We start from the raw sequence: 20,156 nt of genomic DNA, 5'->3' as shown, positions 1-20,156 counted from the left end.
TTGGTGGAGGTGCAAAGGTTACTAGTCGCCGCTGAACCAATCTATTAGACAGAAAGAGAGCGATCGACCAAAGAGTACGGCTATTTGGTTGATTTAAATTTCTTCCCTCTTAGCATTCAGTCAAAGAACGAGAGAAATCATTTTGCCAGTGATGTGGAATTGAATAGTTGAGCGATCGCCCATCTCAGCATAAAGGGGCACAAGATTCTGAAGAAGGGTGATGTTATGCTCTCTAGAGAAGGCTTTGGAGAGCAGACACTATGAAAAGTCGTAGCTTTACAGTCATTCTTTATCAAGAGGATGATATGTACATAGCTGAGTGTCCGGAGATTGGCACAGTGGATCAAGGAGAAACGATCGAGCAGGCGATCGCAGGTTTGAAAGAAGCAACGCGGCTCTCTTTAGAAGAATTTTCTCTATCTGAAACCACTTGAACGTCTAGGATTTGAGCAAGTTCGTCAAGCAGGGAGTCATGTTGTAATGAAAAAGGAAACTGAAGATGGGAAAATTGGTTGCGTTGTTCCCATACATCAAGATCTGAAAGTGGGTACATTAAGCGGCATTCTCAAACAAGCGCAAGTCACGATTGAGATTTCATTGAGTGTCTGTGAGACTTAACATTCAGTCAGGGAACAAAAAAATTCATGTTGCGGTGATGTGGAATTGGGGATCTGGGCGATCGCATCCATTTGATGCAGTCTCTTCTAAGGATAAGCGATGCCAGCGTTTGAACCAGACGAGTAGGAGCGTATCGGTTACCATAAAAAATGTCCATTTTCTCAAAGTCTACCTATGCTACGAGAAGACCTCAAAAAAAAATTAGACAACCTAAACGATGAGAAACTTAAGAGAATTGCTGATTTCATAGCCTTCATTGAGTTTCAGTCTAGACAAGAAGCTGCATCGTCTGCTCCGTTTTGGCAAAGGGCAACATCAGAAGAAAGATCTAGGGAGTTTCGTACCTGGATTTCACAACTTCCTGGCAATGGTTTGAGTCTATCTGATGAAGCCTTTAGCCGCGATACCATTTACGATGACAACATATCTGCTTGACACCAATGTTGTTATGCGGTTCTGCAATCCTTCCGATGTACGGCATCAGATTGCAACGGATGCAATCTCTCGTCTACTCATGCGATCAGATGAATGTTTACTTGCGCCGCAAATAATTGTCGAATTTTGGGTTGTTGCCACAAGACCAACTCAAGTCAATGGCTTAGGCTGGACTGTAGAACAAACCAGAAGCAAGATAGACCAACTTCTTGACCGTTTCCCATTGTTGGAGGAATCTCCGCAGATTTTTCCAAATTGGCTGAACTTAGTCACAACTAACCGAGTACTCGGTAAGCGCACCCATGATGCTCGTATCGTCGCAACAATGCTTGCAAATGGAATTACACATCTTTTGACCTTCAATCCAAGTGACTTTGCAGGTATATCAAGTATTACAATTACTCAACCACAAGATTTGGCACCCTTTGAAGCTGATGAGCCATAAAGATGGCGATCGCGGCATAACAAATTGATGAAGCGGATACGAATTTTTTTTGCTAGAAATGTGGAATTGGCGGAATTGGCGATCGCGTCAGAGGATGTCTGAGAAGTCTAAATTGCTATCCGATCCGCCCCCTAAATCCCCAATTCTGGGGGACTTTGAAGGAGGACTGGTGCAGAAGTCCTGCCCCAAAATGGGGGGTTGGGGGGCAAGTGTAAGAATTTTTGATACTTCTCAGACATCCTCTCAAACAAACTCATAGGTTGATTCCCATCAGTTGATTTCTGTCGCCTTGACGTTGCTCATGAAGAAGCGGGTTCTCGCCCCCGATCTGCTGAACTTGTTTAAGCTGTTAAAATGGAGAAAATCATCATCCTGTACTTCTCTCAAGCTCTTCCCTTGTTATGCCTATGCCACTGCTCACCCAACCCTACTCTATGGCAACCGCGCCTACTCTTGCCCCTGACAAAGCCAGTCAAACAGTTTCCAAAACCTACCCCAATTACAAAATTATTGTATTGAACGACGATTTCAATACATTTCCCCATGTAGCAGAATGCTTGATGAAATATGTCCCTGATATGACCAGCGATCGCGCCTGGGAGCTAACCCACCAGATCCACAATGAAGGACAGGCGATTGTTTGGGTCGGGCCACAAGAGCAAGCCGAGCTTTACCATCAGCAACTTAGCCGCGCAGGGTTAACGCTCGCTCCATTAGAGGCTGCTTGACCCAACGCACTGGGCATCTAGCAGCAGCAAAGTCTCGGTGGTGGCGATCGCGCACTGCTCCAACGCTCCAGCCAGCGCAGGGGCTTTACCTGTTTGGAGGTGGGTAGCAGCGGCAAACACTTGATTTTGAAAAGAGCTATTGACCAGCCAAACTTTACTCAACAAATATTCAGGTTTTAAAAAGTCTTTGTGGACTAGAAAGAAATCGATACCATAGTGTTGAATAAAACGCTGCACGTCTGACAAGTTTGGGCTATATTCTGCCTTAAGCGTTGCTTCTGCCCGTTGTTTCATTTCGCTATAATAATTGACGTGGAACGCAAAAGCAAACTCACCACTGACTAGAACCGATCGCTGGGCAAATGCTGGAATGTTATCGGCTTCGTCGTCTAAAGATGCAATTAAAATGTCTTTGGGTTGAGCGGCTAAAAATTCGTAAATTGCGGGATTGCTACCAACATTCCAAGACTCTACCAAAAATACCAACGCGGGCGTTGCCGGAATTAAGACGCTTGCCGCAATAAACAATCCTGCTAAACCTGTTAAGCACGTTTCTTTAAGAGTGAATGCGTCTTTGTTTGAAGATAGCCTTCGAGTGAGCCACAGTTGAGCGGATTTGAGCCAAGCAAATAAGACGATACTAGCGGCGATCGCCATGACAAAACGCAAGCTGTGATAGGTGTATCGATTAGGGTAATAAAGCTTGGGTAATAAAAGATGCGCTAACAGAAATAAGCCCAATGAAGCTATTAAGATCTGTGCCAGAACCTTAATTTTTGGGGTTATCAATCGGCTTACCGAATGCTGAGATTTCAACAGAAACGGCAGTCCTAAGCTTGTCCAAATGACCAGCGGCAGCAAGGGCGGACGAATACCGCTAGACCCATTCATCACAAAATCAAACAGACTCACGCCAAAGTAACGGGTTCTTCCCTGGGTGCCAAACTCTGGCATCGCTTTCATTTGCTCGACGGTAAAGGTAGCTCCTAGCTCTGCTAGGTGATATGAGAAGGGCAAAATAACGGCTAGGGCGATCGCCAATCCCCAGCCCCATATTAGGTAATCTTGACGATTTTGAGAAAGCTGCAAGGAGCGATCGCGCCATTGAAATAAGCGAACAGTGAGAACGCCTAAGTAAACAAAAGCGATCTGAGGAAATAGCAATCCTTGAAACAGAATGGTAATCAGACAGGGAACAGTGGAGCGTTTGACCAAAAAATATAAAAAAGCGGCAAAAAGAGGATATAAAAACGCTCTAGGACTAGCAGAAATAACATCATCTTTGAGCCAGATAGTTTGATTAAGAATTAATGTACTCAAAAAGGCTGCGGATGGAATGGGCAAAATTTGTAAGAATAACTTGAATCCATAAATACTCGTGATTAAGCCAATGAAGAGCGGAATGACTTTAGCCAGTAAGAGGGGTTCAATACCGAGCTTTGCAAAGAATGCATAGAATGTGGTATATCCTACAGGGGCGATCGCTCGGTAATAATCTGCAATCACGTCACTCGGAAAAAGCTGTGGATGAATGAAGCGCTGGAGCCAAACAACGTGTTGTCGGGCATCATCTTGAATAATGTATGGATGACTGAACGCAAAGAAGATAGAAAGCAGACCGTAGTAGAGGGGAAATATTAGACTCAACGTAAACCAACCACCAGGAAACCAGGCACCAGGTTTGAAGGCTAATTTTTCCGATTTCAGGGCTTCCATCATTATTTTTTACCTGCACGAACCTTAGCTACAATTTGATCAAATTGCCAGTTCAGGACTGGGTTAATAAGACTACTCAGCTTGTGTAAAATGCTCATTTCAGTGCCAGGGGCGATCGCAAATTGCTTTTTCTCAATTCCTTTAACAATGGCGATCGCAACATTTTCTGCGCTCCAAGTTTCTGCCGATGCAGTGATTTTCTGGGTTTCGAGTGGCTTGGTTTTTTTTTCTTCAGCAAGCTGTGGCGTGTCGGTGTCAGGTGGATAAGCGATCGCCACATGGATACCCAAAACCTTCAGTTCTCCCCGCAAAGACTCCGCCAAGCCTCGCAGGGCAAACTTGCTGGGGCTGTAAGGCGTGTAGCCATAGAGACCGATTAATCCTGCCCCAGACGAAATCAGCACAACCGATCCCTGCCGTCGTTGCTCCATGGCAGGCAGAGCCGCTTTAATGCAATAGAGCGTTCCAAAATAATTAATCGCCATCGTGCGTTCAAAAATTTCGATAGGAAGCTCTTGAAAGTAGCCAGGATGGGCAATTCCGGCGGAAGTAACGAGGATATCGGGTGCGCCTTGTTGGGCGATCGCGGCTGTAATTGCCTGTTCTGCTTGAGCGCGATCGGAAACATCTGCTGTAAAAGTTAAGACGTTTGAGTGAGGAAAAGCACTGACAATCTCAGTCTTCGCGGCTTCTAATTTTGCTAGGTTTCGAGCAATGATAGAAATATTTGCACCCTGGCTGGCTAGCAACTGAGCAGTAGCCTTGCCGATGCCACTGGAACCGCCTGTAATAACGGCGTGTTGTTGGTTAAAAGCCATAAGAGAATTCCTGAAGTTTACGCTTAAACCGCTGCCTCGATCTGGGCGATCGCCTCAGCAAGCGTTTCTACTGTAAGACGAATCTGTTCTTCTGTGTGAGTACAAGAGATGAAAAAGCGTAAACGTGCTGCATTGTGGGGCACTGAAGGATGAATCATTGGCTGGGCATTAATGCCGCGTTGCGCCAGATTTTGAGAGAGGGCGATCGCCTTTTCTGCTTCGCCTACAATGATTGGAATCACCGGAGAATTTTGGCTCATTCCTGTATTGAGTCCTCGCTTTTTTGCCAGCTTGAGAAATAGCGCCGATCGCTCATGCAGTTGTGTCACTCGTTCCGGTTCAGCTTTAAGTTGCCGCAGCGCTGCTAAAGCCGAAGCTGTGTTGGGAGGCGACATCCCCACGCTAAACACAAATCCTGGTGCAGTGTATTTAAGATATTCTACTAATGCTCGACATCCCGCGATGTAACCACCGCAGCTTGCAAACGATTTACTTAGCGTGCCCATCCACAAATCAACCTGGTTGCCAGGAACGCCGAAGTATTCGCCAATGCCGCGCCCATGTTTGCCCAACACCCCAATAGAATGGGCTTCATCGACTAGTAAAAACGCTTTGTGGCGGTTTTTAATTCTGACGATTTCGGGTAGAGGGGCAATGTCGCCATCGGTGCTATAGATGCCCTCAATGGCGATTAAAACTTTCTCGTAATGTCTGCGCTGTTGCGACAGCAAAAGCTCGAGCGATCGCCAATCATTATGAGGAAACTCAATTGCAGCAGCGTTTGATAAAGCACATCCTTGACGAATGCTGTTATGGCTTAACGCATCGTACAAAATCAGGTCAGATTTTCCAAACAAATGCCCGATCGTAGTGGTGTTTGTGGTGTGTCCTCCCACATAAACAATGGTTTCTTCTGCACCTAAAAAATCCGCAATTTCTTGCTCTAACTCTCGATGTAAAAAACGTTCTCCTGATACGACGCGACTTGCTGATACAGAAGTGCCATAGCGATCGATCGCTGCCTTTGTTACGGCGTTAACCTTAGCATGACCCGACATTCCTAAATAGTTATAGCTAGCATAGTTAATCAGTTCTTTTCCGTTTGTTTGAATAATATCTCCAGCGACACCATCATGAACTGTAAAAAAAGGATTACCCGCTTTCCCAACTTCTTGAAGATAGGACTGCATATTAAGATATTCTGGCGATCGACTGAACTGGTAAAACTCTAAGGGTACATCTGGTACAGGATCTGGTGAAGAGTCTTGTGATTTTCCATTACTTCCATTGGTACGGTTTGGAGCCTGAAGCGCTCTATGGGTATATCCTTGCTGAAACAAATAATCAACTAGTAATGCGATCGTCGGATACTCGAATGCCAAATCTAGCGGCACCGCGCTGCCCAACAAAGTCCGAACATAGTTAGATAATTCTACAGCCATCAAAGAATCCATTCCCATGTCATCGAACTTCTGATGCAGATCAACCTGTTGAGATGCAGAAAAGCCAAGAATTTTTGCAACTTGCCCCTGAATTTTCTCCGTCAAATCAGCGCTATTCTCTAAGTGCAGCAGAGACTGATGACTCGCTTCTAGCCCCAGTAAAGCCTTATGTGGCTTCAAAATCTCATTTAAAAAAGCCAATTTTCGCCCTGAAATTTGTGCTCCAAACACTGCCCAATCGATCGGCAAAACCGCTACTTGTGTCGCATCCTCTTCTAGCAAGTTCTCCAGAATCTGGAAGCCTTGAGAAGGTGTAATCGACCCGATTCCCCTCGCTGCTAGCTTTTTCTGTCCTACCCTAGTCGCCATTCCCTCCGACCAAGCACTCCAGTTAACGCTCAATCCTGGCAATCCTAAACGTCGGCGCTCGTGCATCAGTGCATCTAAAAAAGCGTTTGCAGCCGCATAGTTGCCTTGCCCTGGCGAACCTAGCAACGCTGCTGCCGATGAAAAACAAACGAAGAAATCTAACGGTAAATGCTGAGTTAATTGGTGTAAGTTCCAAGCGCCAAAAACTTTGGGAGCCATGACTTGCTGAAAGCGCTGCCAGGTGAGTCTTGTCAGTGCGCCATCATCTAATGAGCCAGCCGCATGGATGATGCCTCGAAGCGGCGGTAAATTAGAGGGCTTGAGAACAGCCGCGATCGCCTCCTGGTCTACTACATTTGCTTGAATAACCTGCACGACTGCTCCAGATTTTTCGAGTTGGGCGATCGTTAATTTTGCTGACTCCGAAAAATTCTTATGCCAGGTCAAGATCAGATGTTTTGCACCTCTTTCCACTAACCATTTTGCAGCCTCAAGTCCTAGTACGCCCACACCGCCCGTAATTAAATAGCTGGCATTCTCATGCGTCACAAATGGGTTAGGAAAAGATATCACGACTTTCCCCCAATGCTGAGCTTGTGCCATATACCGAAATGCGCTGGCAGCTTCTGTAATCGAAAAAACAGTGTAAGGTAAGGGCTTTAAGTCCTGCTGAAACCTGGGTAAAAGCGTCTGCAATAAGTCACTCATTAGACTAGGTTTTTGGTTAGAAATATCGAGCAAATCGAAGGGAAGATACGCTACATCACTCCGAATCTTATGCATTTGTTGAGCCGTCCAAATGCCGATTTTGCCAATCTCTACAAACCGTCCACCTGGAGCCAGCGCCTCTAAACTACGGGGAATAAAATCTCCGTTTAGGCTATTAAAAACCACATTAACTCCTTTGCCTTGAGTCAATGTTTTAATGTCTTGGGCAAACTCTAACGTTCGAGAATTCATAACGTGCTGAATCCCTTGAGATTTGAGAAACTGCCATTTTGCAGGGCTAGCAGTGGCGTATATTTCTGCCCCCACCTGTTGCGCAATTTGAACAGCAGCTTGCCCCACTCCACCCGCTGCTGAGTGAATCAAAATGCGATCGCCCTTCTTTAGCTTTGCTAGCTTTAACCCATAATCTGCTGTCAAAAACGCGATCGGAATCGTTGCTGCCTCAACAAAACTTATCTCCTTTGGCTTCTGCGCCACAAACCTGGCATCCACGGTAACAAAACTGCCTAAACTACCGATCGCCTGTGCCGCTATCACTTCATCCCCAACGCACAGTCCTCTTACCGCTTGCCCAATCGTGATAATTCGCCCAGCACACTCGCCACCAAAAGGGATGGAGGTTGCTTCTCCCTGCAAGTCCTTCGATAAACATTGATCTAGCATTCCTAATGCATTCAGCACATCTCGAAAATTAACGCCTGCTGCACAGACCTGAATTTCGACTTCATGGGGCGCAGGAGTGCGCCGAGGGTAGGGAGCCAGAACCAAATTATCTAAAGTTCCAGAACCCTGAAGACGAAAGGATTCTGGGGGAATAGAGGGCTTAGTGTAAGGTATTAACCGAGCCACATATCGTTCTGCTTTCGCGTTCTGTGAAGCATTTTCTCTACGGTACGCAATTTGTTCCTCTAATTGCGTACTATCTAGTTCCTGTTGCAATATCTGTAGATCATTACCCTTCATGTCTAGATCAATCGATACGCAGTATAAATTAGGATATTCTGCGCGTATTACTTGCGCCAAACCCCAGAGTGAAGACTGATGTAATTGCTGCGCGTGTGAACCGATCGCCTGAGTTGCACGAGTAACCAGCCAGAGACGAGCAGACGATTCTGCCAAGGCTTGAACCAGATGCAGCACTCCTGCACAGCCCTGGATCTGTGCATTTTGCAAGGAATACAGATCGAGGTTTTCAGCTTCTTCTAGACTCCATAGATAAATAATATTCTGTGCAATTCTCTGATTCACCCATGCCCGAAAATCCTCTGGTTGGGTCAGGTCAACTTGTTCAGAAAAAACTAGCGTACAGCGATCGCCTCTCATCTCCAACTGCTTTGCCAGCAATATCCCTAACCCCTCTCGATCTGCAAAAATTAGCCAATCCTTCTGTTCTACACTCGATTGTGTTTCCAAATTTTTGGGCTGCCAATTTACTTTATAGAGCCATTCGCTGTGTTGTTCATATTCTTGTTCACTCTGTCGTTCATTCTTTTGTTCAGGAAGAGGGTAAGCAGAAGGACTTGCTACCCGTAACGATAGATTTATAACTTCAGCCACGATCGCCCCATCATCATCCATCAAAGAGATATTCGCCTGAACCTGTTGGGCATTTCTAGAAGTAATCTGCACATGGCTCCATACCCGATCGCCCAAAGTTTGAAACACCTGAAAGCGATCGCATCCTACTGGTAAATAAGACTCAGAGAGTAAAGCGCCTAAAGTTTGAAAGCCAGCATCTAATAAACTCGGGTGAAGTTTGTAAAGATGAGTTTGTAGATCTTTGGAAAGCTGGATTTGGGCGATCGCCTGGTCTTCTCCTTGCCAAAGGTTCTGAATGCCCTGAAAATTTGCACCATACTCTAGTCCTTGATCTTGAAGCTGGCGATAAAACTCATCCACAGGAATCGATCGCCACTCTTTCTCTACTATAGAGAAGATATCTTTTGTCACTTGCGAAGTGATGAACTGCTGCACGTTTAAGTGAAAAGGGCTGTGAACGGGTTCACGACGTTCTGCATGATTAATTTGTGCAGAGGCTTGTAACGTCCAAGATTCATCAGATACCCGTCGAAAGATTTGGGCAATGTAATAATCTTTCTCGGGTTTTAGAACAATTTGAAGAATTTGGGTTTCGATCAGGGGTAGCGATCGCTCAATTCTAAATTGTTGTACCTGCGGATCAAGCATGACTTGTGCCCCCGCCGTTCGCAGCATTTTTAGATAGGCTGCTGCTGGGAAAATCGGCTGACCGAAAATGCAGTGATCTTTTAGATAACTTTGAGGGTGGATTTGCACTTGAAAACGTACCTCTGTCACCCCTGCTAACTGCAAGCGTTGTCCTAAAAGTGGGTGTACTTCTGGCGGTTGCGGTATAGCTAACTTTGCTCCCTCTGCCCAAAACCGCTGACGCTGAAAAGGATAAGTGGGTAGAGAAATGAGGCGACCCCTTACGGGCATCTCGAAGCGATCGCGCTCCCCTTGATAAAACTTTGCCTGATAAAATGTTGCCCAGTCAATCTTTTCGCCTTGAACATAGCGTTCTGCTACTTGCTGAAGTAAGGTTTCTTGAGGCAGTTGCCAATCAATTTCGGCGAGTTGAGGGTTGCGATTCGCCTGTCGAATTGGTGGTTTCCTGGTTGGTATCTGTCTAGTATTCGTTGTGAATATGTAAAGTTGATGACGTAGCGATTCTAACGACTCGGCAATGATGGCAAGACGATGGGAGAAATGCGATCGCCCGACATTTGCTGTGTAGCAAACATCTGTTAATAAACATTCAGAATGCTCTTCTAAAAATACCTGAAGTTGTGTTGCTATATCATGCAAAGCCTGTTCTGTTTTAGCAGACAACGTCAGTAAATGTAGTTCTTGTACTGGTTGCTTTTTCTTAGGCGTGCGGATTCTTCGTGAAGGGACAGATTCCAAAATAATATGGGCGTTGGTGCCGCCAAAGCCAAAAGCACTGACTCCTGCGATCGCCTCTCCCTCCAGCTTCTCTAGCCTTTCCTGCACTCGCACAGACAGCCTCTGAAAATCAATATAGGGATTGGGCTGACGGAAATGCAAGCTCGGCGGTAACTCTCGATGCTGTAATGCCAATGCTACCTTAATCAACCCCGCAATTCCCGCTGCTGTCTCGGTATGCCCAATGTTGGTCTTCACTGAACCGATCGCGCAAATCTGTCCTAGCGGACGACCTTCCGCCAACACCGTCCCCAGCGCCTTCAACTCCATCGGGTCGCCCAATTTTGTGCCCGTGCCATGCACCTCCACATACCGCACTTGTCCCGGCGATACACCCGCCTGGGCATAGGCGCGCCGCAACACTGCCTCCTGCGCCTGCGGGTTGGGAGCCGTTAGCCCATTGCTGCGCCCATCTTGATTGACTGCTCCTCCGCGAATGACTGCATAAATGCGATCGCCCTCTCGTTTCGCTTGTTTCAAAGGCTTCAGCACGACTATACCCGCCCCTTCACTACGCACATAGCCATCTGCCGCCGCATCAAAGGTTTTACAACGCCCATCAGCAGCCATCAAACCGCTTTTTGTGAAGCCTACCATTGCTGTCGGTAGCAGCAATACGTTGACACCTCCCGCCAACGCTAGCGTTGATTCTCCCTGCCAAAGACTCTGACAAGCCAAATGCACTGAAACTAAAGACGAAGAACAAGCCGTGTCGATCGCCAGACTAGGACCCCGCAAATCCAGCGCATAGGAAATCCGATTAGCGGCAATGCAATTCCCTGTTCCCGTGGTTGCATACGGATCATTCACCGGGTTTTGCCACAGCATCACTGAGTAATCGTGCGTCCCAATACCGACAAAAACCCCTGTTTGCGAACCTGCTAATTCTCCTGGCACCTGCCCCGCATCTTCCAGCGCTTCCCAAGCGACCTCTAGAATGATGCGTTGCTGCGGGTCAATGCTGCTTGCCTCCCGTGGGGCAATGCCAAAAAATTGTGGGTCAAACTGATCTACTTGATCTAGAAACCCGCCCCAGCGCTGATTTGTTTTATTGGGTTGGGTTGGGTCAGGATCATAAAAACGAGTATTGTCCCAGCGATCGCAGGGTATTTCGGTAATGGCATCTACCCCATTGCGCAACAATTGCCAGAAGGCTTCTGGATTATTAGCACCTGGGAAACGACACCCAATTCCAATAATCGCAACTGGCTCTAATTTCATGGGCTTAGAAGGTTTCAAGGGGTGGATGACGGCAGGAACTTAGCGAGATTTAAGTAAGAAATTTAGGCGAAAGTTACAGATAAAACTTTGAAGCCACGCAACACAATGTTTTTACGTCGTTCAACTTTTTCTGACTGCAATTGTAATTGAGGAAAACGCTGAATCAGGCTACTCAGCGCCACTTGTCCTTGCACCCGCGCCAACTCAGCACCCAAGCAATAGTGAATGCCTGATCCGAACGGTAACCGTGAACTTTCCTGACGATTCCAACTGAGGCGATCGGGATCCGGAAACTTTTCTGGATCGCGGCTTGCTGCTCCCAATAAAAGATTAACCTTGTCGCCTTTTTGAATTGCCTTTCCATCCATTTCTACAGGCTCGATCGCAGTTCGGCTAATAATTTGAACGGGGCTATCATAGCGCAACAATTCCTCTAGTGCATTGCCCATTAGCTGTGGGTTCTGCTTCAAATTTTCTAACAAGTCCGGATGATGGAGTAGCGCAAAAATGCCATTTCCAATTAAGTTTTCTGTCGTCTCCTGACCCACGCTAAACAACATGCTTAAAAATCCTATTAGCTCTGCTTCACTTAGCTTTTCTTCCTGGTCGCAAAGCTGAATAAGTTTGCTGATGAGATTGTCCTGGGGATTCTTTCTAAAGTCTGTGATCAACTTACCAAAATATTCCTTGAATTGTAGGGCAACCTGACTGATGTGCTGGTAGTCCTGGAGCGATAAGGGTTGATCAAACACATGAAATAAGGTGTACGCCCATTGGGTTAGGGTGACGCGATCGCCAATGGGGATTCCCAATAATTCTGAACTGACTAAGGCGGGTAAAGGGGCTGCCAGACTCATCATAATATCCATCTGTTTATCTTCAACCTGATCGAGTAGATGATTAACGATCGCCTCAATTCGAGGACGCAATGGCTCAACTTTCATGCTCGAAAATGTTTTTTGAACTAGCGATCGTAGCCTCGTATGATCGGGCGGTTCTAGGAAAAAAAGCCAATGGCTAACGGTCTGAATCAACGGCTCAAAGTCCCCCTTTTGTTTCAAATGCAACGCTTTATCTGCTAATCGTTCAGGTAAATCATCAACCTTAAACCGAGCATCATTTAAGACTGCATAGACATCTTTGTAGCGCGACAAAAACCACTGATTAAACTTAAAGCCTTTGACCTGGTGAATCGGAGATTCTGTTCGCAATGTTTGATAAATCGGGTAAGGATTTGCCTGAAATTCTGAGCTAAATGGATTAAATTCTAGTCGTTTTTCCTGCATATCCGTACCCCTAGATTTGCCTTAACCCACAGATTTAACTCGCCAATGTTTTTGCGAAGAGTGCTTTCACCTGTTCCCAAGCATCTGCTGCTGCCTCTGGATTATAGCTACCTCGGCGATCGCAAAAGAACCCATGACCCGCCCCGGCATACTGAAAGATTTGGTGGGACACTTGGTGCTTCTCCAACGCTGCCTCAATTTCATTGACCTGTTGAGCCGGAATGCTGTCATCTTCTCTACCAAAGAAAGCGTACAGTGTGCCGCTAATTTCTGCCGTTCGAGCGATAGTCGGTTCGCCGCCCCCTGGAGTTCCCGTAGCGATCCCAGCCCCATAAAAAGAGGCGGTGGCTTTTACAGCAGGCAGTGTTGCCGCTAGGTACGCCACATGCCCCCCAAAGCAAAAGCCAATACAGCCGATCGCCTCTGCGTTCACATTGGGCAACCCCTGCAAGTAGGCGATCGCCCCACTCACGTCTCCTAATAGCTCTGTCGCCTGAGTTTGATCCTTGTAGCGCCGTCCTTGGGCTATCTCTTCAGAGGTATAGCCACTTTCAAATCCTGGAGCCAGGCGTTGGTAAAGGGCAGGGGCGATCGCTACATAACCTAATTGGGCAAACCGCCCCGTCACGTCCCGAATATGAGCATTCACTCCAAAAATCTCCTGAATCACGACAACGGCTGGAAATCTCCCCTCACCGTTGGGTTCTGCTAGGTAGGCATCAATTTCCAAGTCTTGATTCATCACTTTGACAGGTCTAGCGTGAAAATTTTGGGTTGCCATAGGTCATGATTGAGAAACTCGCAATTACACTAGAACATAAATTGTTGAGATTCCGTATAATCCCAGCGGAAGATTATGCTTAAGCCCCCATCAAGGGGATTTCGGAGAACTTAAAATGGTTCAGTTCCATATTCAGCCAGATAGCGAAATTCCCGCATCTAGTCAGCTTTATAACCAAATTCGCTTTGCGATCGCCTCTCGCCAATTTCCACCTGGGCATCGTCTTCCTAGCACCCGCCAATTGGCAATGCAAACTGGGCTGCACCGCAACACCATCAGCAAAGTTTATCGTCAGCTAGAAGACGACGGCATTGTGGATGCCCAGGCAGGCTCCGGTATCTACGTTCGGGCGCAGGGCGACGAGGGCGGCAGTTCCAGAACCCGATCGCCCATTGTCGATAAATATCCAGAAGCGCATCGTCTAGTCCAAACCAGTCTAGATGAGCTATTAGCCCAAGGCTGCTCCCTGACTCAAGCGAGAGAATTATTCCTCGTAGAAATCGACTGGCGGCTGCGGTGTAGTGCTCGTGTCTTGGTCACGGCTCCCCGGCAAGACATTGGGGCAGGTGAACTGATGGTGCAGGAGCTAGAATTGGCGCTTCAGATTCCGGTGCAGCTTGTGCCGATGGAAGAATTAAAAGAAGTGCTAAATCAAACCCGATCGGGAACGGTCGTGACCAGTCGCTATTTCATTGGAGAAGCAGAAGCGATCGCTTCTCCCAAGTCTGTGCGCGTCATCCCCGTCGATATTTACGACTATGGTCAAGAAATTCAAAAGCTCTTCAAACTCACCAAAGATAGTCGTCTCGGTTTGGTCAGCCTTAGCTCTGGCATTCTCCGAGCCTCAGAAGTCATTGTCCACAGCCTTCGGGGTGACGAGCTACTTATTATGACCACCCAGCCGAAGGATACGCAACGTCTTAACGCTATGGTGCGCAGTTCGCAGACCATCTTCTGTTTTGACTTACCTAGCCAAGTTGCTGTCAAACAAGCGATCGCCGATGCCAGAGAAGACCTGATTCGATCGCCCCAACTCATCTGTTGCGAAAACTATATTGGCGAAAAATCCATCAGTTTACTGAAGCGGGAACTGGGGTTGGAGTAGCTGGCTCTGATTCAGGGCTAGGAGGAGGAGCCGGGCTGGAGTTAGGAGTCAAAGTAGAGCCAGGAATTGAAGTAGAGCTAGGAGCCGGAGTTGGGCTAGGGCTAGGATTAGATCTGGGAGCCGCTATGGCTTTATGCTCTAGTGCATCCTTCCCGATCCGAATCGTAATATTAGACTCCAAATTTCCCGTACTCTCAATCTGCACTTCACCAAATCCCAACACTCTCTGGATGGCTTCAGCAGCTTCTCCATCTCCCTGCTGGGCAATGATTCGCGTTAGCTCTAAGGGCTGGTTCCAAGGATTATCCACGAAGCTACCGCCGTAGCCAGCAGCACTCAATGTCTTCAGCAGTTGTGCCGTATCCAGCTTGCCTGTGCTGTCTTGAATCGCCACCTGGATATTTGCTAAAGACTCTACCTCAGATTTTAAGCTCTGGGGCAGAGGGACGTTGCTCGAAGACGCTAGGGGCTGACTGCTAAAATATTGCGTCACCATGGCATCAAGCCTGCCCTGGTTGGGTAGCCAGTAGCTAGCCTCGAATTGGTCAGGGGTACTAAATTCGCCCGGAACCATTAGCATTTGGGCTTTGGGGCGATCGCGCTGCCCAGCAAAGCCAACCAGCGCCACCAACTCTTCTACGCTTAAATTTGTATCAATATTGGCTTGAATCACCGACAAAATTTGAGGCAATCTTGCCAAAGTCGCTGGGTTCAATGCCTGCTCCATCAGGGCGCGCATCAACATCTGCTGCCGCTGCACCCGCCCAATATCTCCTAAGTTGTCATAGCGAAACCGTAAAAACTGAAGCGCCTGAGCGCCATTAAGCTGCTGTTCACCCTGCTTCAAATTAATGTAAAGATGCTGGCTGTCATCCTGGTAGCGCATCGCTTGGGGCACGTACAACTTCACGCCGCCCAAGGCATCCACCAACTTTTCTACACCTTGAACGTTAATGCGGATGTAGCGATCGATAGTCGTGTTTGCCAACAACTCGCTGGTTGCTTTTGCTGCCAAAGCAGGGCCGCCCTCATAATTGGCTTCATTGAGCTTCGTCAGCCCAATGCCCTGCACCCAAGTTCGCGTATCTCGAGGAATTGACAAGACGACTAGCTTCCGTTGCTCTGGGTCGAAGCGAACCATCAACATCGTGTCAGATAAGCCATCTAGGGAATTAACCAACGCCTGATATCCTAAGTTCTCACTGTTAGCAGGCGGATTTTCTAGATCAGTAGTCAACACCTTGACCCCTAAAACCATTATATTGACTGGGCGAGTTAGCGTCGGCAAGGGAAGATTTTTGTCCGAAGAAACCGCCTTGTCAGGGTTAAAAGCTTTAGCCTCCTCTCGACTCAATTTTGTTTGCATGAGCGGCGTACTGGAAATGCTCACGGCTAATAAAGCTCCTGCCGAAGCTGACACAACTGCCACCCCAATCAGCCCTAAAGTAAGCCATAGCCACTTCTTAGGTATTTTCTCAGGAGAAAGCTCAGCAGAAAAATTAGAAGGATTGAAAATAGACACAAACAGCCTCACAGACTAAAAAATGTAGGGACGACCCAACGACTCGTTAAAAGTCTGAATCAGAGTCAGATGATTAGGGAATGCGATCGCTTAATCGACTAATTCCCGGTAGCCGAATCGGTTGACCTTGCCAAAGGCGCACCATCAGCCAGATGTTAACTAAAAAATATCCCGAAGTCAGCAGACTAGAAGTAATCAGTAACGGCAACGTTAGCGAGTCCACAGCCTGTGCCCCAGATCCCAACAGGGTGTAGCCCACAATCCAGCCTGTCGCTAAAGTAACAGCTAATCGACTAGCGTTCCGGCGTGTTTTTTCAGAGTGACCTGTCAGCGACCCTTGCGGTATCTGCGTAGCAGCGCGCCCTTCTGCCTGCCTATAAAGCGTCCAAAGGGCAGGGAAAAATCCTAGCACTGGGATTAGATAGATCAATATCTGCAAGCGGTCTAGCTCTTCACTTTCAATCGGGTCAGATTGCTTCATAGATGGCGATACAAGGGCGATACAGGTGTATTGGACACAAGTTATACAACATTTTGCGCAGATAGAACCCTGTTAGATTGCCCGATTTCTCAGTAGATTGCTCGAACGGTAGATTGCCCGGTTTCTCAGTAGATTACTCGAACGGTAGATTGCTCGAACGATGGATTGAATGACAGCGGGTGAAGCTGCTGAAGCTTGTCTACCCGTCTCCAAAACAGAATTATCCTTGTCTGATTGTTCCAACTTGCCGTGAACAAGGGGCGATCGACTTCCATTTGAAATAGATTACGACTGGAGCAGAAAGGTGAAGGATACCCATAAAAGCTGCCCTGATGCTGGTTTCTGACTCGCGTGCCCTAATCAAGAACCTGTGCAATGCTATCCAGCTTAATCTTTTGGAGAATAAAGTTAAATACTAGAGTTTTAGCCAGTGGGGAGCCGTGGAGAAGCTCAAGAATTGAGCTTAAAATAAAAATTGACGGGATCTCAAGAGAATGTTAGCTTGAATGTGACTCGCCAATAGGCATTTACTGCTCGTGTGCCTATTGAGTCAGCCTAATCCCTCGCTTTATCAGTTACGGAGATAAAGCAGGAACGGAGGAACCATCCTTGTAGTGGGGCGAATCTAACCTAGAAGGGCACCTCTCAGCCCTAGCCCGTCAGCTAACTCCGTCGGCATTGAGGGGAGACTGAAGATTCAGCATTTGCTTCTGACTCAGTGTCCTCGAATCTGTTTCAAGGACGACTTTTGATGCAGCCTATCAAGCTGTTGTCGTCTGGTGTGCTCGTTTCGCAGATTTACAGGAGACTCTATGAAAGTTAAGTCAATGCTGATGCGTCTACAAACTGCTCTTCAAGTAGAAAACTTGAGCGAACAAATGCTCTTAGTTTCTGGCGAACCGCTACTTCTGAGCGCTCCGTCTGTTCCTACCCCAAAGTCGAAAGGCACCACCATTGTCATTGGCTATAACGATTCTCCTAATAGTCGCACTGCTTTAGACTTTGCTCTTTGGATGGCGCATCAAACTCGCCTAGCAAGTCGCACACAGGTCATGGTTCATGTTGTTTATGTGTTGAATCAAGAAATTTCTTTAGGGTTGCCTTCTAGAAGTTCTGGCGCAGGGACAGCAACTCTAACCCGTCCCGTTGTCAACGCCACCGGAGTCCGAGAAGTTACACCAGCAGTGTCGCTCAATAAACTTTTAGAAGAGGGCGATCGCATTCTTTGGCAAGCCCGGAGCTTGGGCGAACAATGGCGCGGCTCTCTCGAAGCGCACCTCTGTTTTGGTGATGTTGCCACTGAGCTATGCCGCATTGTTGAAGCAGAATCTGCTGATATTCTCTTTGTCGGCTGTAGCTCCGATCGCCATCCCTTAATTCAGCAACTCACGCCCCGATTCCCATGTCCTGTTCTAGGCATTCCCACAGAACTAGAAGCCCTTTAAGGTTAGAAGCGCCGTCCTAAGAGTCGCTGCTTCATCCCTTCTGCAATCTTTTGCCCTAAATATTCTGGGATTAAGCTTTCATTAGGACCGAGTAGATAAAGGATCAAGCGCGTTCGCCCTCGCCATACTAGCAGGTTAGCATTAACGACCAGTAAATCTTCCTGCCAAATGGCATACATGACCTTGTAGAACAGCCCTGGCTGGTTATCTGCTTCAATAAGCAGTGCGGGTAAATGAAATACTGGGTCTACATAAAATTCTGCTTCAACCTGCTCCAGTCCAGCGTCCAGGTTAAACTCTACTGCCAGCATCTCTTCTACCTCAAACCGTCCTGCCAGCGACTCTCGGACTGCTCGACAAACGTTTTCAGCAGTCTTACCTGTCAAGGCTTTGCCGCCTCTGGAAACAACTAGCTTGGCAAACACCAGCATAGGTGGGTAAATTTGCCCATATAGACTTAGGCTATGAATGGTCAATCCGTAGGCTGCCAACACGCCAAAAATATCACTGAGTAAAAACGACTGATTGCGATAGGCAAAGTGTAAGGCGCTCTTGGTGCCCTCTGGGCTCAGGTCAATCACCGCTTGGCGGCTTTTGTACATTTGGTAGGCGAGCCGCAGATTTTGAAGCTGGATTTCGCTGCTCACAAATTGCTCATAAAACTGAGGAAACGTCCGGTTGAAGCGCTTCAGTAGTTCTAATGTTGAGGGTTTTAAGCCTGAAGCCATAATTTAGGGAAAGGGACTTCCTGAGCTAGGGGTGTGTCGCAGGGGCAAAGCCCTAGCTTAGAGAACCCGAAGTGAAGCGTAATCTCTCATCTAAAATTAGAGAAGTCACTGAGCGACCTGCTAGAAGCGCATTTTGGCGGTATGATGCAGGTTCAGTCTGTTTTCTTCTTCATGCCATACGGGTTAAGTAGAGAAGCTTAAGTTTTGATAGGCGATCGCTAATCTCAGCAAACTGATCTCAAAGATGACGATGGAAAAATGACCTGAGCGATATACTATCTATTACCGCTATTTGCTAAGTACTGCTATTTGCCCTGCATCACCTTATCCATTCGTACATGGGTTTCTGGAAAAGTTTATTTAGTACCGCTGAAACTGCACCCAGGCTTACTGAGGCTGAGGGACAGACAACTCCGAGTTTAACGGTTGGTAATTTCCGTATTTTTTTTAGCACCGATCGCGAGATTGACCTCTACGAATTAGAGGAACTTTGCGATGCGGTGGGCTGGTCGCGTCGTCCTTTGCGAAAGGTCAAAAAGGCAATCCAGCACAGCTTTCTGGTTGTTTCCATGTGGGAGCAACGAGGCACGCAACGCCGACTCATTGGGTTTTCTAGGGCAACTTCTGACCACGCCTTTAACGCCACAATCTGGGATGTGGTCGTGCATCCTGATTATCAAAATAAGGGATTAGGTAAAGCGCTCATGCGGCAGGTGATTAAAAAACTGCGTAATGAAGACATTAGCAACATTACGCTGTTCGCTGACCCGCAAGTGGTTGATTTTTATCGGGGCTTGGGATTTATGACTGACCCAGAAGGCATTAAAGGAATGTTTTGGTATCCTGATTAACCCTAATTAATGTCGTGATTTAACGTCTGGTTGTTAGTTCACGCGCTTGCTCAATCCATTGCACCACTTCATTAAAGCCCGGACACAGATCGGGGCGCTGTGCCGTAGAGACTTGAAGTCTGAGAATTTGACGATGCAGGGTGGCTGGGGGAACCTGCGCCAGTTGAAAGGGATTGCTGATGCCTGCGTGGAGCAGCAGCCCACAATATTGACAACCCACTGAGGGAATTCGGGCTAGGTTAGCCAAAGCAAACCATTTGTTGACGTGCTGAATGTGAATTTGTAGTTTGCCTGCCAGGTCTTGCCGCTCAATAGGGGTTTTGGTAGTTCTCAGAAGTTGCTGTGTCGTTTCAATTCCACAACCCGCTAGCTGCTCTTGATCTTGGCTGCTAAGTCCGGGGAGTTGAGCGATCGCCCAATTCATTGAGCGGTTCTGTAGGGGCATAGAATCCTAGAGTGAGGGGACTTCTTC

The 20,156-nt window shown here is 47.3% G+C and carries 16 protein-coding genes; 7 read left to right on the top strand and 9 right to left on the bottom strand.

Translation table 11 applies throughout. From position 1 onward, the window contains the following. The first annotated feature begins 260 nt into the window (after positions 1-260). From KME11_05720 to clpS, 4 genes are all read left to right on the top strand, one after another. Positions 261-434 carry a type II toxin-antitoxin system HicB family antitoxin gene (locus KME11_05720; protein ID MBW4514706.1) on the top strand — a complete coding sequence of 58 codons (174 nt, stop codon included), beginning with the start codon at positions 261-263 and terminating at the stop codon, positions 432-434. Then, complete coding sequence (locus KME11_05715) at positions 421-618, top strand: type II toxin-antitoxin system HicA family toxin (protein MBW4514705.1); 198 nt, start codon at positions 421-423, stop codon at positions 616-618. The genes KME11_05720 and KME11_05715 overlap by 14 nt, the downstream gene beginning before the upstream one ends. 415 nt (positions 619-1,033) lie before the next feature. Beyond that, positions 1,034-1,498 carry a type II toxin-antitoxin system VapC family toxin gene (locus KME11_05710; GenBank protein ID MBW4514704.1) on the top strand — a complete coding sequence of 155 codons (465 nt, stop codon included), beginning with the start codon at positions 1,034-1,036 and terminating at the stop codon, positions 1,496-1,498. Between the two features lie 434 nt (positions 1,499-1,932). Then, complete coding sequence (gene clpS / locus KME11_05705) at positions 1,933-2,226, top strand: ATP-dependent Clp protease adapter ClpS (protein ID MBW4514703.1); 294 nt, start codon at positions 1,933-1,935, stop codon at positions 2,224-2,226. On the opposite strand, the gene KME11_05700 is transcribed toward clpS, so the two are convergent. The 5 genes from KME11_05700 to KME11_05680 all read right to left on the bottom strand — a co-directional run bounded on the left by KME11_05700 (position 2,212) and on the right by KME11_05680 (position 13,552). Continuing rightward, on the bottom strand, positions 2,212-3,945 hold the full coding sequence (locus KME11_05700; protein ID MBW4514702.1) for a hypothetical protein: 1,734 nt from the start codon (positions 3,943-3,945) through the stop codon (positions 2,212-2,214). The genes clpS and KME11_05700 overlap by 15 nt on opposite strands. Further along, entirely contained in the window at positions 3,945-4,760 is an 816-nt protein-coding gene (locus KME11_05695) for an SDR family oxidoreductase (protein MBW4514701.1), read from the bottom strand. The genes KME11_05700 and KME11_05695 overlap by 1 nt, the downstream gene beginning before the upstream one ends. A gap of 23 nt (positions 4,761-4,783) precedes the next feature. Next, entirely contained in the window at positions 4,784-11,485 is a 6,702-nt protein-coding gene (locus KME11_05690) for an aminotransferase class I/II-fold pyridoxal phosphate-dependent enzyme (GenBank protein ID MBW4514700.1), read from the bottom strand. Positions 11,486-11,547: 62 nt separating this feature from the next. After that, the gene (locus KME11_05685; GenBank protein ID MBW4514699.1) at positions 11,548-12,771 is read right to left on the bottom strand and encodes a cytochrome P450; all 1,224 of its coding nucleotides are present in this window, start codon (positions 12,769-12,771) and stop codon (positions 11,548-11,550) included. Between the two features lie 34 nt (positions 12,772-12,805). Continuing rightward, complete coding sequence (locus KME11_05680) at positions 12,806-13,552, bottom strand: dienelactone hydrolase family protein (protein ID MBW4514698.1); 747 nt, start codon at positions 13,550-13,552, stop codon at positions 12,806-12,808. A 115-nt stretch (positions 13,553-13,667) separates the two neighbouring features. Here KME11_05680 and KME11_05675 point away from each other — a divergent pair, with 115 nt between their 5' ends. Further along, on the top strand, positions 13,668-14,657 hold the full coding sequence (locus tag KME11_05675) for a GntR family transcriptional regulator (GenBank protein MBW4514697.1): 990 nt from the start codon (positions 13,668-13,670) through the stop codon (positions 14,655-14,657). Here the strand turns inward: KME11_05675 and KME11_05670 are convergent. Then, entirely contained in the window at positions 14,623-16,191 is a 1,569-nt protein-coding gene (locus tag KME11_05670) for an LCP family protein (protein MBW4514696.1), read from the bottom strand. The two genes, KME11_05675 and KME11_05670, sit on opposite strands and share 35 nt — an antisense overlap. A 61-nt stretch (positions 16,192-16,252) precedes the next feature. Continuing rightward, positions 16,253-16,660, bottom strand: a complete 408-nt coding sequence (locus KME11_05665; protein ID MBW4514695.1) for a hypothetical protein — start codon at positions 16,658-16,660, stop codon at positions 16,253-16,255. A gap of 812 nt (positions 16,661-17,472) precedes the next feature. On the opposite strand from KME11_05665, the gene KME11_05660 reads away from it, so the two are divergent. Next, the gene (locus KME11_05660) at positions 17,473-18,105 is read left to right on the top strand and encodes a universal stress protein (GenBank protein MBW4514694.1); all 633 of its coding nucleotides are present in this window, start codon (positions 17,473-17,475) and stop codon (positions 18,103-18,105) included. A 2-nt stretch (positions 18,106-18,107) separates the two neighbouring features. Here KME11_05660 and KME11_05655 read toward each other — a convergent pair whose 3' ends face one another. Then, complete coding sequence (locus KME11_05655; GenBank protein MBW4514693.1) at positions 18,108-18,833, bottom strand: hypothetical protein; 726 nt, start codon at positions 18,831-18,833, stop codon at positions 18,108-18,110. A 338-nt stretch (positions 18,834-19,171) separates the two neighbouring features. Between KME11_05655 and KME11_05650 the strand changes: the two genes are divergently transcribed. Beyond that, positions 19,172-19,684 carry a GNAT family N-acetyltransferase gene (locus KME11_05650; protein MBW4514692.1) on the top strand — a complete coding sequence of 171 codons (513 nt, stop codon included), beginning with the start codon at positions 19,172-19,174 and terminating at the stop codon, positions 19,682-19,684. 19 nt (positions 19,685-19,703) lie between these two features. On the opposite strand, the gene KME11_05645 is transcribed toward KME11_05650, so the two are convergent. Further along, positions 19,704-20,108 (bottom strand): DUF4332 domain-containing protein, encoded by a 405-nt coding sequence (locus KME11_05645; GenBank protein MBW4514691.1) that lies wholly within the window; start codon positions 20,106-20,108, stop codon positions 19,704-19,706. Positions 20,109-20,156: the final 48 nt, after the last annotated feature.

It is taken from the genome of Timaviella obliquedivisa GSE-PSE-MK23-08B (assembly GCA_019358855.1).
Lineage (GTDB): Bacteria > Cyanobacteriota > Cyanobacteriia > Elainellales > Elainellaceae > Timaviella > Timaviella obliquedivisa.
The sequence above is the reverse complement of the archived record's forward strand: the minus strand, read 5'-3'. Positions and strand labels throughout refer to the sequence as shown.